This is a genomic window from Gordonia sp. G4, assembly GCF_057770005.1.
Window position 1 is genome coordinate 987,997 of the sequence record NZ_CM173442.1, and the last position, 14,273, is coordinate 1,002,269.

14 protein-coding genes and 1 tRNA gene are annotated in these 14,273 nt (G+C 68.0%); 9 read left to right on the forward strand and 6 right to left on the reverse strand.

Features of this window, described 5'->3' with window-relative positions; translation table 11 throughout:
* Window positions 1–6: 6 nt before the first annotated feature.
* Both AC3B5T_RS04280 and AC3B5T_RS04285 read left to right on the forward strand, forming a co-directional pair.
* Window positions 7–912 carry a metal-dependent hydrolase gene (locus AC3B5T_RS04280; RefSeq protein ID WP_014928249.1) on the forward strand — a complete coding sequence of 302 codons (906 nt, stop codon included), beginning with the start codon at window positions 7–9 and terminating at the stop codon, window positions 910–912.
* A gap of 29 nt (window positions 913–941) precedes the next feature.
* Entirely contained in the window at window positions 942–2,069 is a 1,128-nt protein-coding gene (locus AC3B5T_RS04285; protein WP_055476162.1) for a PDR/VanB family oxidoreductase, read from the forward strand.
* A 68-nt stretch (window positions 2,070–2,137) separates the two neighbouring features.
* On the opposite strand, the gene AC3B5T_RS04290 is transcribed toward AC3B5T_RS04285, so the two are convergent.
* Window positions 2,138–3,718, reverse strand: a complete 1,581-nt coding sequence (locus tag AC3B5T_RS04290) for a DHA2 family efflux MFS transporter permease subunit (protein ID WP_055476163.1) — start codon at window positions 3,716–3,718, stop codon at window positions 2,138–2,140.
* Window positions 3,719–3,851: 133 nt separating this feature from the next.
* Between AC3B5T_RS04290 and AC3B5T_RS04295 the strand changes: the two genes are divergently transcribed.
* Window positions 3,852–4,442: a TetR/AcrR family transcriptional regulator gene (locus AC3B5T_RS04295; RefSeq protein WP_055476164.1), complete on the forward strand. Its 591-nt coding sequence runs from the start codon at window positions 3,852–3,854 to the stop codon at window positions 4,440–4,442.
* Window positions 4,443–4,481: 39 nt separating this feature from the next.
* On the opposite strand, the gene AC3B5T_RS04300 is transcribed toward AC3B5T_RS04295, so the two are convergent.
* From AC3B5T_RS04300 to dcd, 3 genes are all read right to left on the reverse strand, one after another.
* Entirely contained in the window at window positions 4,482–5,819 is a 1,338-nt protein-coding gene (locus tag AC3B5T_RS04300; protein ID WP_055476165.1) for a hypothetical protein, read from the reverse strand.
* Between the two features lie 93 nt (window positions 5,820–5,912).
* Window positions 5,913–7,349 (reverse strand): UDP-glucose dehydrogenase family protein, encoded by a 1,437-nt coding sequence (locus AC3B5T_RS04305; protein ID WP_488358260.1) that lies wholly within the window; start codon window positions 7,347–7,349, stop codon window positions 5,913–5,915.
* An 88-nt stretch (window positions 7,350–7,437) separates the two neighbouring features.
* A complete protein-coding gene (dcd, locus tag AC3B5T_RS04310) occupies window positions 7,438–8,007 on the reverse strand; it encodes a dCTP deaminase (RefSeq protein WP_055476200.1) in 570 nt (189 codons plus the stop codon).
* 186 nt (window positions 8,008–8,193) lie between these two features.
* On the opposite strand from dcd, the gene AC3B5T_RS04315 reads away from it, so the two are divergent.
* The 3 genes from AC3B5T_RS04315 to AC3B5T_RS04325 all read left to right on the forward strand — a co-directional run bounded on the left by AC3B5T_RS04315 (window position 8,194) and on the right by AC3B5T_RS04325 (window position 11,059).
* Window positions 8,194–8,267 (forward strand) — tRNA-Gly (locus tag AC3B5T_RS04315).
* 150 nt (window positions 8,268–8,417) lie between these two features.
* Complete coding sequence (locus AC3B5T_RS04320; protein WP_156354267.1) at window positions 8,418–9,485, forward strand: beta-mannosidase; 1,068 nt, start codon at window positions 8,418–8,420, stop codon at window positions 9,483–9,485.
* Window positions 9,486–9,550: 65 nt separating this feature from the next.
* Window positions 9,551–11,059, forward strand: a complete 1,509-nt coding sequence (locus AC3B5T_RS04325; protein WP_055476168.1) for an amino acid permease — start codon at window positions 9,551–9,553, stop codon at window positions 11,057–11,059.
* Window positions 11,060–11,124: 65 nt separating this feature from the next.
* Here the strand turns inward: AC3B5T_RS04325 and AC3B5T_RS04330 are convergent, their stop codons facing one another.
* Window positions 11,125–11,595 (reverse strand): SRPBCC domain-containing protein, encoded by a 471-nt coding sequence (locus tag AC3B5T_RS04330; RefSeq protein ID WP_055476169.1) that lies wholly within the window; start codon window positions 11,593–11,595, stop codon window positions 11,125–11,127.
* A 172-nt stretch (window positions 11,596–11,767) separates the two neighbouring features.
* On the opposite strand from AC3B5T_RS04330, the gene AC3B5T_RS04335 reads away from it, so the two are divergent.
* Complete coding sequence (locus AC3B5T_RS04335; protein ID WP_488358261.1) at window positions 11,768–12,184, forward strand: TIGR03668 family PPOX class F420-dependent oxidoreductase; 417 nt, start codon at window positions 11,768–11,770, stop codon at window positions 12,182–12,184.
* Window positions 12,185–12,311: 127 nt separating this feature from the next.
* Entirely contained in the window at window positions 12,312–13,013 is a 702-nt protein-coding gene (locus tag AC3B5T_RS04340) for an NADPH-dependent F420 reductase (RefSeq protein ID WP_488358262.1), read from the forward strand.
* A gap of 37 nt (window positions 13,014–13,050) precedes the next feature.
* Here the strand turns inward: AC3B5T_RS04340 and AC3B5T_RS04345 are convergent, their stop codons facing one another.
* Window positions 13,051–13,818, reverse strand: a complete 768-nt coding sequence (locus AC3B5T_RS04345) for a substrate-binding domain-containing protein (protein ID WP_488358263.1) — start codon at window positions 13,816–13,818, stop codon at window positions 13,051–13,053.
* 41 nt (window positions 13,819–13,859) lie between these two features.
* Here AC3B5T_RS04345 and AC3B5T_RS04350 point away from each other — a divergent pair, with 41 nt between their 5' ends.
* Window positions 13,860–14,249, forward strand: coding sequence for a DUF5997 family protein (locus tag AC3B5T_RS04350; protein ID WP_488358742.1), 390 nt, complete (start codon window positions 13,860–13,862; stop codon window positions 14,247–14,249).
* Window positions 14,250–14,273 lie beyond the last annotated feature (24 nt).

Below are 14,273 nucleotides of genomic sequence, written 5' to 3' on the forward strand. Positions count from 1 at the left end.
ACGGATATGACGCACATCGACACTCCCGCGCACCGGGACGATGCATCGGCCGATCCGGGGCCCGTCGAGCTGCACGCCCGCAATGTGGCGTTCGACTGGGACGACGTCCCGCTCCACTGGATTCCGGGTCACCCGGTCGCGTCGAACTTCATCAGCGTGCTCAACCTCCTTCTGCCCGAGGGTGAGCGCTGGTTCGTGCAGACCTACAACGAGGCCCTGCCCCTGGTCGCCGACGACGAACTCGCCGCCCGGATGCGAGGGTTCATCGGTCAGGAGGCGATGCACGCCGAGGCGCACGATCATGTCCTGTGGGAGTTCCTCGATCACCACGGCATCGACCCACGGCCCTACCAGTTGCAGATGGAGTGGATCTTCCGCAAGGTCCTCGGCCCCTTGGAGGGTGGCACCCAGGAAGCCCGCGACAAGCACCTCGTCGAACGTCTCTGGCTCATCGCGGCTTTGGAGCACTACACCGCCATCCTCGGGGACTTCGCGCTGAACAACTCCTGGACCCGGCTCGGCGCGCATCCGACGATGGCCGACCTCTTCATGTGGCACGGCGCCGAAGAGGTGGAGCACCGCGCCGTGGCCCACGACGTCGCCGCGTACTTCGGCGACGGATATCTGCGGCGCGGTCGCGCGATGTTCGCGGTGCTGCCGATCCTGCTGTTCCTCGTGCAGCGCGGCTACCGCTTCATCATGAGACAGGACACGACGCTGTCGTACAACTACTTCCAGAAGACCTGGCACTACCACCGGGGTGTGCGGGCAGGTGCGTTGCCGAAGATGCGCACGATCATCTTCTCCACCTTCAGTTACTTCCGACCGGGTTTCCGGCCCGAGGACATCGGGAGCACCGCGCAGGCCGTCGCCTACCTCGCGAGTTCCCCGGCCGCCCGCAACGCGGCCTGATCATCCACCGACCACCACCCAGAAACGTCATGAACCAACGCGCACACCCACATTCGACGACGCTCACGGCGCCCCCGCCGCACCTGCACGGCCGGTGGCGGCACGACCCGGTCATCACGCTCGGCACGATGGTGTTCCGGGCGTGGTGGCCGATGTGGCGGCCCGTGTCACCCCTGCAGCCCGGCCCGCCCAACAACGGCATCACGCAGGTGCGGGTCGTCGACCGGGAGGTCGTCGCGCAGGACGAGAACGTCATCGCCCTCACGGTCGTGGCGGCCGAGGGCGGGCGCCTGCCGGCGTGGCATGCCGGCGCCCACATCGATGTGCTGCTCCCGTCGGGCCGCATGCGTGAGTACTCGCTGTGCGGCGACACGGCCGACCGGGAGCACTACCGGATCGCCGTCCGCCGCATACCCGACGGGGGTGGCGGGTCCATCGAGATCCACGACACGCTCTCCGTCGGCGACGTCATCTCGATCAGGGGTCCGCGCAACGCGTTTCCGCTCGCCGTCCCCGGTCACGGCTCACCGGCACGCAGGCTCCGGTTCATCGCCGCCGGTATCGGGATCACCCCGATCCTGCCGATGCTGGCCACCGCCGAACGATTCGGTCTGGACTGGTCGATGATCTACACCGGCCGCAGCGCCGACTCCATCCCTTTCCTCGACGAGGTCGCCCGGTTCGGGGATCGGATCACCATCCGAACCGACGACGAAGACGGCCTGCCCACCATGGACGAGCTGGTGGGCCCCGTCGACGACGGTCGCGCCGACCTCGCCGTCTACTGCTGCGGGCCGGTTCCGATGCTCGAGGGACTGCGGCGACATCTCGCCGACCGCCCCGACATCGAACTGCACTACGAACGCTTCAGCCCGCCACCGGTGGAGAACGGGACCGATTTCACGGTGACCTTGGCCTCGACCGGCCAGAAGATCCCCGTCGCCGCAGACGAATCCGCGCTCGCCGCGATCCGCCGGGTGGTGCCGTCGGTGCCGTACTCGTGCCGGCAGGGGTTCTGCGGTACCTGCAAGGTCAGGACGTTGTCCGGCGAGATCGACCACCGCGACAACATCCTGACCGAGCCCGAGCGCGAGGCCGGAACCATGCTCACCTGCGTCTCACGCAGTCCCGGCGGGAACCTCACCCTCGATCTCTGAGCTTTTCCGCTCCCTGAGGTGCGAGGAGCGCCGGCGACAACCCTCCGCTCCCTGAGGTGCGAGGAGCGCTAGCGACGAGCCACGAAGGGCCTCCCACCGTCGACCTCGTCCGCTGCCACCGGAGGTGCCACCTGCGGCGCAGTCCCGCTGCCGCGCAACAAGAATGCCGCCGCGACACCGGCGGTCGCGGTCACGGCGACGGCAGCCCAGACCGCGTTGTGCAACCCGTCCATGAAGACCTCCTGAACCGCGACCCGCACCGCGTCTCCCAGCGCACCAGGCAACTGATCCGCCACCTCGACCCCGGCCATCACCGACTGCTTCGCGGCGTCGACCGCTTCGGTCGGTACCCCGTTGCCCGACAACCGTTCTCCGACACCGGCGACATAGGCGGACGTCAGGATCGAGCCGAGCACGGCCACTCCCAGCGTCCCGCCGAGCTCGCGCGTGGTGTCGTTGACCGCGCTACCCGCACCGGCCTGCTCCGGGCGCAGGGCGTCCATGATGAGCTGCGTGCACGGACCGGAGATGAACGCCAGACCCGCCGCCATCAGTGCCATCGACCAGATGATGAGTTCCCAGTAACCGGAAGCGCGCGAGGCGATCTCGACGAGCGCGAACCCGCCGGACATCAGGAATGCGCCGATCACCGACACGATTCTGGGCCCGAAACGGTGCGAGAGCGCCATCGCGACCGGGGAGAGCGCCGCCATCACGATCGCGAACGGAAGGGTCCGAATCCCGGCGGCCAGCGGGCCGTATCCCTTCACCGCCTGGAAGAACTGGGTGATCAGGAAGATGAAGCCGAACAGCGCGAAGAAGGCCACGCTGATCATGCCGGCAGCGGTCGCGAAGCGCCGGTTGGCGAAGAGCCGCACGTCGAGGATGGGATGTGCGATCCGCAGCTGCGTCGCGACGAAGATCGCCAAGATCATCAGTGCGGCAACGACGCCGAGAATGGTCCGCGCCTCGGTCCAGCCGACATGGGGCGCCTCGATGAGAGTGAAGGTGAGCAAGCCCAGACCGGCGACCGAGAGGACGACCCCGATGGCGTCGAACCGCGGCACCGCCAGCGGGCGGGTACCGGGGACGACGGCCAGGACCAACACCAGGGCCAGGACACCGAACGGGATGTTCACCCAGAAGACCGATGTCCACGAGAAGTGTTCGAGCAGCCAGCCACCGAGAACCGGGCCGATGGCCACCGCCACCCCGGACACCGCCGCCCAGATCCCCACCGCCATCGCCCGTTCCCGGGCGTCGACGAAGATGGTCGTGATGATCGCCAGCGTGGCCGGGAAGACCAGCGCGGCAAAGACTCCGAGACCGGCGCGGCTGGCGATGAGCTGACCGATGTCCTGCGACGACGCCGCCAGGACCGACACGATCATGAACCCCGCGATGCCGGTGAGGAGCATCCGGCGATGCCCGAAGCGGTCACCGAGGTAGCCGCCGGTCAGCAGCAGGCCCGCGAAGACGAGGGTGTAGGCGTCGACGATCCACTGCAGGCCCGAGATCCCCGCGCCGAGGTCGCGAGCGAGTGTCGGGAGGGCCACGTTGACGATCGTGTTGTCGATCATGACGAGTAGTTCGGCGAAGCTGAGGGCGCCGAGCGCCCACCAACGGGTGTGTGTGCGTTCTGTTGGCATCGGATTCTCCTGATCAGTGGGGCCGCTCGAGGCGCATGTGCTGACAGCCGGACAGAGAGTCGGTAGAACATCGTTCCAGTGTTGTAGAACAGTGTTCTATTCAAGAAGAACACTGTTCTAGTAGGTTGTCAATATGTCCCCCGCGAAGCCCCGCACCCGCACCTCGGCCGCCGAGGTGCGTTCCGCCCTGCTCCGAGCCGGCCGCACGATCCTCGAGCGCGACGGCGAGGCCGGCCTGACGGTCCGTGCCGTCGCGGCCGAGGCGCAGGTGGCCCCGATGGGGGTCTACAACCACTTCGACGGTCGCGACGGCCTACTGGATGCGCTGGTCACGGACGGTTATGCAGAGTTCGGAGACGCGATCGCAGCGACCGACGACGATCCGGTGGCACGTCTACGCAACGCCGGGCTGGCCTACCGGAGGTTCGCGCTCGCCAATCCGGTGATCTACCGTCTGATGTTCTCGGCGCAGTGCGCACCCGAGATCGAGGTCGCCGCACACGCATTCGCAGTCCTCGTCGACATCATCCGGTATGGCCAGGTCGCCGGGGTGGTCATGTCCGCCGACCCGCGCGACCTGGCCATGCAGACGTGGTCCGCCGTCCACGGCGCGGTCAGCCTGGAACTCGCCCGCGCCTATCAACCCGACGTCGATGCGTCGGCCTACTACGACAACGTCCTCGACTTCGTCGCGCGCGCGCTCGCACCGCGGCCCGGTAGCTGACGAGCCGGGGCCTCTCCCACAGGTGTCGACGACGCCGGCTCAGGGCAGAACGATCGGCGGCAGACCGGGGATCGGGTTCGGGATCGTCACCCCGCGCTGCGGACGAGGGGCTCGCGGTCGTGGGCGCGGCCGCGGCGCGGACTCGACCGAGGCCGACGTCTCCGGCGGAGGCGGCGGCGTGTATCGACGCGCGGGTTGCCGGGCCTCGGCAAGGATTGCGGGGTCGGCGAATTCGGGTTCGGGTGAGGAGATCGTGCGCTGGGGAAGCGGCGCGGCGACGGCCGGTGACGGTTCGTCGTGCGTGACGGCCAAGGCGGTGGCCACCGCCACGACGGCCACCGCGCACAGCACCCCGATCACGGCGAGAACGCGTGTGCCTCGTCGACGTCGACCGCCGGTGAGTGGGGACCCGGCGAGTGCCGAATCGGCCGTCGGGTGCTGCTCGGGGCCCACCCCGGCGTGGGGCACATTCCCATCGGGAGCCGGGCGGTCGGCGGGAGGTGGGTCCGGAAGACGTTGTCCGGCACCGTGAGAAGAGGACGGATCGTGGGGCGTGGCGCCCGATGGGGCCAGCGCCGCGAACGCCGTCGCGATCGTCGGTGGCGGCGTCGGCGGTGACTGGTTGACTGCCTCGAAGATCGGGGTGGGTTCCGGTGCGGTCACCTCCCGGCGTTCCGTCGTGGGGTCGTCGGGAACAGATCGGTCGGGGACCACTCCGGCCTCTGGCTCGTCGGGCTCGGCAGCGTGCCCGCCGATCATCACGGGCCGGGTCCCGTTCCCCGAGGGCTCGACGTCGACGACGGGCACGGGAACTGCTCGCGCGACGGCGTCCCGGAGGCCCGGCCAGGCGCTGACGCGGTCGGTGATGACGACTGCGGGGGCAGCGGCACCGGACACGGCCGCGCGGGCGAGGTCCTCGGCGCGGGCGGTGAGCGGCGCGCCCGCTTCGGCGATGTCACGACGTGCCATCCGGAACAAACGGATGTGGTCGCGGCCCATCAGGAACGTGCCGTCGGACTCGCGGAGTCGTTCGCGGCCGCGCCTCACGAGGTCGAGGACCTCCTCGTGCCACTCGCGCGAGGTCGGCGCCGCCACGCGTCCCACGCGCACGAGATGGTCGGCGGTCACCTGATCGAGGGCGTCGAGGGTGAGGCCGGAATCGGTATAGGGATCGGCGGTTGTCCCGCGGGCGGGGTCCATGCGCCCCACCGTGACACCCGCGCGCGGATCGAGATCGAACAGAACGACCTCGGCTGTCTCAGGGATTCCGCGGCCGGCGAGCTGGGCGCGCGCGGCGTCGACCACGGCAGCACTGACCGTGACCTCTGCCTGCGCAGACGTCGGCGTCACGGCCGGATCGGCCACCGTGTCGGTCATGTGATTGATTCCTGCACCTCACGTGCACCTCGCCCCAGGCCCCCCGGCGAGAACGTGCCCCTTGGACAGTCGCGAATCTCAACCTAGCACGACTCAGCGGACCGAGGCCCCCGGCGCGAGTCCGCTCACCTGCTCGGACGGGTTGTTTCGCGGTGCGGGGCGCGTGGGTGCCGGACCGCCCAGCGCACGGTAATCCCACCCTGCGTCGCGCCACATCTGCGGGTCGAGGCAGCGACGGCCGTCGACGATGCGTCTGGCGCGGACGACGCCCTCGAGCTCCTCGGGCGTGATGTGGACGAACTCCGCCCATTCCGTGGCGATGACGACGACGTCGGCACGGTCGCATGCATCGTGCGCCGAGGTGGCGTAGTCGAGGCTCGGGTGGACGCGTCGCGAGTTGTCCATGGCCTTCGGGTCGAAGACGGTGACCGACGCCCCTTCGAGTGCCAGCCTGCTGGCCACCGTCAATGCGGGCGAGTCGCGGACGTCGTCGCTCTCCGGCTTGAACGCGGCCCCCAGCACGGCGATGTTGCGCCCGAGGACCTCACCACCGAGGGCCTCGAAGACGAGTTCCACTGCCGCACCGCGGCGACGCATGTTGATGGCGTCGACCTCTCGCAGGAATCCGACGGCCCGCGGTGCGCCCATGTCCTCGGCGCGGGCGGTCAGCGCGCGGATGTCCTTGGGCAGGCAGCCCCCACCGAAACCTAGCCCGGCGTTGAGGAACTTGCGTCCGATGCGCGGGTCGTGCCCGATGGCGTCGGCGAGGGTGTTGATGTCCGCCCCGGCGATCTCGCACAGTTCGCTGATCGCGTTGATGAACGAGATCTTGGTGGCGAGAAAGGCGTTCGCCGAGACCTTGACGAGTTCGGCGGTGGCCCAATCGGTCTCGATGAGCGGGACGCCCGTCTCGAGGATCTCGCGGTAGATCTCGCGGACGACCTCACCCGCCGACGACCCGGCGCCGGGGTCGTGGACTGCGGTGTTCACGCCGTCGGGGTCGAGCGAGCCCGTGCCGAGGACGAGGCGATCCGGTTCGAGGGTGTCCTCGACGGCGAACCCCTCGCGCAGGAATTCCGGACTCCACGACAGTTCGACGTCGGCTCCGGAGTGCGACAGCACGGAGATCCGCTGCGCGAGTTCGGCGCAGGTGCCGACCGGGACGGTCGATTTGCCGATGATCAAGTGTGCGCCCCGCAGTGTCGGGACGAGCGCGTCGATCGCGGCGTACACGTGCGAGAGGTCGGCTCGGTGTCCACGGGGTTCCTGCGGTGTCCCGACGCCGAGGAAATGGACGGAGGCGTGGTCGGCGGCCGCGAGGTGGTCGGTCGTGAACCGGAGTCGTCCGGCGTCGATGTTACGGCGCAGGATGTCGGACAGACCGGGTTCGAAGAACGGGACCTCCCCGGCCTGGAGCCGTTCGATCTTGGACGCGTCGACGTCGATACCGACGACGTCGTGCCCGAGTTCGGCCATACAGGCCGCGTGGGTGGCACCGAGGTAGCCGCATCCGGTCACCGTGAGCTTCATGACCGCAACGCTTACCCAGCCGGGACTGCCGGTAACCATCGACGCCGTGGCGGGTGGTGATCGGCAGGGTGAACTTCCGGCGGCGGGGTCAGTCCTTCTGGAAGTTCAGGTACGCCTTCGACGGGGTCGGTCCGCGTTGTCCCTGATACTTCGACCCGACCGACGCGCTGCCGTACGGTTCCGCCGCCGGACTGCTGAGGCGGATGAGGCAGAGCTGGCCGATCTTCATGCCGGGCCAGAGTGTGATCGGCAGGTTGGCCACGTTGGAGAGTTCGAGGGTGATGTGGCCGGAGAAGCCCGGGTCGATGAAGCCCGCCGTCGAATGGGTGAGGAGGCCGAGGCGGCCGAGTGAGGACTTTCCTTCGAGGCGGCCGGCGAGGTCGTCGGGCAGTGAACACACCTCGAGGGTGGAACCCAGCACGAATTCCCCCGGGTGCAGCACGAAGGGCTCACCGGCGGCCGGTTCGACCAGCGAGGTGAGTTCGTCTTGGCGCTGTGCGGGGTCGATGTGCGTGTAGCGGGTGTTGTTGAACACCCGGAACAGGCGGTCGAGCCGGACGTCGACGCTGGAGGGCTGGACGAGGGCAGGATCGAACGGATCGATGGCGAGGCGCCCGTCGGCGATCTCGGCGCGGATGTCGCGGTCGGAGAGCAGCACGGTGTCGAGGCTATCGAATGGTCGGGGAGGATCTGCGCCGGTGTCGGTTGGCGCCGCTTCTCCGGCGCACCAACCCATCGCCGGCCAGATGTAGCACTTCGTAGCGCCCAGCGCCACGATCCGCGACATCTGCGCGTCCCGGCGGCCTGTTTGCTAGGCTGTCGGTCGCGAGTCCAGCACTCGCTCGCCGATGTAGTTCAATGGCAGAACATCAGCTTCCCAAGCTGAATACGCGGGTTCGATTCCCGTCATCGGCTCCACCATTTGCCGGATTTGTCCACGCATTCTCCGCAGTCGAGACCTCAAGCCACGAGTACGGTACGGTCACGCGGTTCAGAAGACCGCGCCGGCGATCGAGATCCATACGGGACGCACATATGTACCTACACGTGGTGAGAAGACCGATCCTGGTGCTTGGCATCGTATTCCTCATGTGCTGGCTGCTTCCTCCGCCCGCACATGCGGCGCCCGATCGGGTGGATGCCACGCCGGCTGGACTGACGCTCGATGGACGCCAGTGGTGGCCATCCGGGTTCGACGCCTACCAGCTCGCCACCGACTGGTCGGTGAACGCCGGGTGCGGGGCGATGGTGGATCTGGACGACTATTTCTCTGTCCTACCCCCGCATTCGCTCACCCGCTTCAATCTGTTCGCTCGACTGGCGGTGAACAAGTACACACAGCAGTTGGATTTCAGGCCGATGGACGCCGTCTTCGACGCTGCGGCACGGCACGGTCAGATGGTCCTGCCGGTACTGGCCGCCGCCGATGGTGCCTGCGAGAGCGGAGATTTCAAGGAACGAGACTGGTACCGATCGGGCTGGCGAACAGCCGCCGGAGCGGGCGGACTCACGTTCGAGGAATGGGTGCAGACGGCAGTGGGACGCTGGAAGGGCAGCCCGGCACTGGCGGGATGGGAATTGGTGGGTGAACCCGAGCCGTCCGTCTGTGGCGATCAGACGTGTGCCTGGCAGCAGCGGTCGTGCCCGGCCGACGCCGAGCTGGTATTGCGGTCGTTCTTCGACACCGCCGGTGCTGTGCTCACCCGGCTGCACGGCGGTGCGGTGATCTGGTCCGGCTTCACCGGCGGTGGTCAGTGCGGCACCGCCGGGCCCGACTACCAATACGTCGCCGGCTCCCCGTACGTGGATGTCCTGGACTATCACGACTACGGTGCGGATGGTGTCGCGCTCCCCGGGGATCAGTGGAACGGACTGGCCGAACGTCTTCGGCAGGCGCGCGCAGTCGGAAAACCCCTCGCGGTGAACGAGATCGGCCAGTTTGCCGGCTCGTGCGGTTCGCGGTCCGGGCGCGTCGACGACTTCCGGACCAAGGTGGCCGGTCAGCGGGCGGCCGGGACGGCAACCGCACTGTTCTGGGCGTTCGTCCCGGACCCGCGGCACAGCATGTGCACCTACGACATCGGCCCCGACGACCCGGTGTATGACCTGGTCGCCGAACTGACCAGCCTCGACTGAGGCTCGGTACTCGGGCCGCGCTGCAACACTCGGCCGACGCGCCGACCGGCCGTTAGACTCTGCCGATGTCCAGTCCTCTGGGAATCACCCCCGACGAAACTCTGCGCAAGGGACTGCAGAGTCGTCACATCAGCATGCTCGCGCTCGGCGGCGCCATAGGCACCGGCTTGTTCGTCGCCTCCGGCGCCACCATCTCCGACGCGGGCCCGGGTGGCGCCATCGTGGCGTATCTGCTGATGGGCTGCATGGTCTTCTTCCTCATGCAGAGCCTCGGCGAGATGTCGGCATACATCCCGTGCAGCAACCCGTTCGAGGAATACGGCAAACGCTTCGTGAGCAAGTCCTTCGGTTTCGCGGCGGGGTGGAACTACTGGCTCAACTGGTCGGTCACCCTGGCCGCCGAGTTGGTGGCCGCCGGGCTGATCATGAAGTACTGGGCACCCGACGTGCCGTCGTGGATCTGGTCGGTCGTGTTCCTGGCGGGTCTGCTCGCGCTGAACCTGTTCGCGGTCAAGGCGTTCGGCGAGGCCGAGTTCTGGTTCGCGACGATCAAGGTGATCGCGGTGGTCGTCTTTCTCATCGTCGGCGTTCTGTTGATTCTCGGTGTCGTCGGCGACGGCCCGTCGCCGGGATTCAGCAACTGGACGATCGACGACGCTCCGTTCGTGGACTTCCCGCTCGGCATGCTGTCGGTCTTCCTCATCGCCGGCTTCGCATTCCAGGGCACCGAGATGATTGCGGTCGCCGCCGGCGAGGCAGTCGAACCGAAGACCGCGATTCCGCGCGCCGTGCGCACCGTTTTCGTGCGCATCCTGTTGTTCTACATCGGCACCCTGACCATCATCGCGTTCCTGATCCCGTACACCGATCCCAATCTGCTGAATGCGTCCGAGGAGAACATCGCCATCGCCCCGTTCACCCTCGTGTTCTCCGAGGCGGGGATCGCGATGGCGGCATCGATCATGAACGCCGTGATCCTGATCGCGATTCTGTCGGCGGGCAACGCAAGCCTGTTCGCGGCAACCCGCGCGTTGTACGGCCTGTCGGTTCAGGGCAACGCGCCACGTGTGTTCGCCTGGGTCACGCGATCAGGTGTGCCACTCCTCGCCGTGGCCGCGACGACGGCCATCGGTGCCCTCTGCTTCCTGGCGAGCCGGGTGGGCGACGGTCGCGCTTACGTCTGGCTTGTCACCGCCTCATCGGTGGCCGGCTTCATCACCTGGATGGGTATCGCCTGGGCTCACTATCGGTTCCGACGCGCGTGGCAGGCGCAAGGTCTGGACCTCGGCATACTCCCGTACAAGGCGTGGCTCTATCCGGCCGGCCCGATCATCGCGTTGCTCATGTGTGTTGCAGTGATCGCCGGGCAGAATCTCCCGGCGATCCGCGACGGATCCGCAGGGAATCTCGAACTGTGGCTCACCGCCTACGGCGCGCTGTTCGTGTTCCTCGCTCTGTGGTGGGGCCACAAGGTGATCACGCGCAGTCCGACCGTGGACCTGCTCACCGCCGATCTGTCACCCGCATCGGCCGCGTCGGCGCATCGCGACCCGGATCCGGACCTCGTCGGCTGACCGGCTCGTCGGGCGATCGCGGGGTGGGGCACCGGGTCTCGAACTCTGTGTGCTGACGTCGCCGATCAGCCGACGAGCTCGGCGATGTGGTTCAACGAGTTACGCAGATGGTCGTCGGCAAACGGCGGGAACTGGATGTACTTGCGGATGTGGGTGGGTACGGCCGACCAGTCGTAGGTCAAGGTGAGCTCGGTGGACGACTCCCCCACGGGCACCAGATCGTACCGCCATGTCCAGCCGCCGAACTCGAGCTCCCCCGAATCGTTGCGCTGCCCTGGTTGCCACGCTATCGCCGACAGCGGTTCGATCACCTCGACCCGGTTCTCCATCAGGTAGTCACCGTCCGGATGGTTCGGGTGGTACATGTTCATCCGGAAGACCTGACCCACCTCCCGCAGCGGTGTCGTGTCGACTGCGTCCCGAACCCAGCCGGTGCCGTCGATCGCCTGGTGGGTGCGGGGGTCAGCGAGCGTCGCGAACACCTCGTCGGGCGTGGCGGAGATCGTGAGGCTGACGGCAACGTTGTCGTGAGTCATGCTGCAGACCCTTTCTGGTCGGGTTCCCCGGAACGGGGGTGGACACAGAGGTGGACCCGAACCGGTGCCCGTGCTCATCGGTCACCACGTCGAGCCTCATCTCCTGGCAGGCGCGGCGTTCCGACCCTTCCGGCGCCCAGTTCGGCACGTGGGCGCATGTCATCCTCGTGAGATGGACCCGCGCCTGACTCGCGAACGTTTCGCCGCCGCCCGGTCGGTCAAGCTCGCCACCGTGTCACCCGGCAACAAACCGCACCTGGTCCCAGTCGTATTCGCAATCGATGACGACGTCATCTACACGTGCGTGGATCACAAGCCCAAACGAACCACCGCACTACGTCGTCTCGCCAACATCGCGGACAATCCCGCGGTGTCGCTCTTGGCTGATCTGTACTCCGACAGCTGGGATGAACTCTGGTGGGTGCGGGTCGACGGCCGGGCACACGTCGTCGACGCCGGTGAACCCGTCGGCAGTCACGGCATCGACGTGCTGGCCGCGAAGTACCCGCAGTATCGCCTCCGACGGCCCGACGGACCGGTGATCGTCGTAAAGTCTCTGACGTGGCACGGTTGGTCGGCCACCCCATAGGCACGCACATCGATGTCTGGGTCCAGCAGCAGCCGAGCACGGCGCGCCGGTCCCACGCACCCGACCGAGTCGCTCGTCACCCTTCGTCTCGCCCGGGAATGACGCGGCACACGCCCTCGTTGCGCGAATGGTCATCGACATCGTCCAACAAGAGGCAAGAGGTGCGGTTGTGAAGATCGGAATCATCGGTGCGGGATTCATCGGCGGGACGCTCACGCGTCGGCTGACGTCGCTCGGGCATGAGGTGCAGGTGGCGAACTCGCGCGACCCGGAGACGCTGGCCGAGCTGGCCTCCGAGACCGGGGCCACGGCGGTGTGGGCGGCCGACGCCGCTGCGAACGCGGACCTGGTGATCGTCAGCATCCCGCAGAAGAACACCCCCGATCTCGCGCCGGGCATCCTCGACTCCCGCAAGGCCGGCGCGCCGGTCATCGAGACGAACAACTACTACCCGCAGCAGCGCGACGGGAAGATCGAGGCGATCGAGAACGGCACACCCGAGAGCGTCTGGGTGTCGGAGCTGCTCGGCGTACCGGTGTACAAGGTGTTCAACGGCATCTTCTGGAAGCACCTGCTGAACAAGGGCGTACCCGCGGGCACCGAGGGACGCATCGCGCTGCCGATCGCCGGCGACGACGCGGCCGGCAAGGAGATCGTGTTCCGGGTCGTCGACGAACTCGGATTCGACCCGGTCGACGCCGGCCCGCTCGCCGAATCGTGGCGTCAGCAGCCGGGTACCCCGGTGTACGGCAAGGACTTCGGCGTCGAGGACACCCTCAAGGCACTCGCCGAGGCATCACCGGAACGCACCGCGGAATGGCGCGCCTGACAGAGGCTCTCAGGGGGCGGCACGCCACTGCGTGAGGTCACCGACGCTTCGGACGTCCGGGCCCTCGACGCGCACCCTTGCCGGGGATCTTCCCGGCAGCCTCGCGTGCCGCCCTCTTCGCCGCCGCCTTCTCCCGGGCCGACCGTTTGGGCACCTCGTCGGTGCGTCCACGTGACGACGTCGCCTTGCGGCCGCGCACGATCCCGACGAACTCGTCCGCCGATTCCGTTGTCGGAGCGGGCCACAGGAGTCCGACGGCCGAAGTCGGGGCATCGGTCACCGGGCGGTAGACGAGATCCTTGCGATGATGCAGACGCGCCAGCGACTGCGGCACGAGCAACACGCCGACGCCGACCGCGACGAGTTCGATTGCGTCACCGGTGGTCTCGGGCCGGTGCTCCACCGCCGCGCCAGGGGGTTCCGGCACCGTCAACGGCTCGTCCAGCGGCCACAGGAACTGTTCGTCGGCGAGATCGGCCAGCGTCATCTCCTCACCCGCGGTCAGGACGTGGTCCTTCGGCACGACGACGACGGTGCTCTCCTCGTACAGTTCGATGGTGTGATGCTGCCGCGCATCGCCGTGCCGGAGCGCCTCGGGCAGCCGCGTGAGCGCCATGTGCACGCGCCCCTCCCCGACCGCGTCGGCACAGTCCGCGACGTCGAGTGCGATGAGTTCCAGCGGCACGTCGGGCCGTCGCTCCGCCCAGATCCGGACCCATTTGCTCGGCGTGACCCCCGGGACGTACGCCAGCCGGAAGACGGGGGCCTCGCCGGCTGTGTGAACGTCGGGTGTGGTCACGCACAAAGGCTACCGCCCGATACCCTCGACGAATGAGCTCGCAGTCGATGAAGCCGGCCACCGCCGCCAAGAAGCTGGACGTGTACCTGCCGGCCACTCCTGCGGAGTTCCAGCAGGGCCCGATCACCCGGGCCGAACTCGCCGCCCTCCAGGCCGACCCGCCGGAGTGGCTTCGCACGCTGCGTGCCGAGGGACCCCATCCGAAGAACCTGGTCGCCGCCAGACTCGGGATCTCCAACTCGGGCCTGGTCCGTGGCGGCATCACCGAGGCACTCACGACGGCCCAGATCGACGAGCTCCTCAGCGAGATGCCGGACTGGCTTGCCGCCGAACGCGCCACCCAGATCGAGGTCCGTCGCGAGGAACGGCGCGTCAAGTCCCTCCACGCCGACAAGCGACGCGCCCGCGACGAGGGCGAGTCGGACCCGGAGGCCTAGCGCCGGCGGCAGATCGCGGCAGCG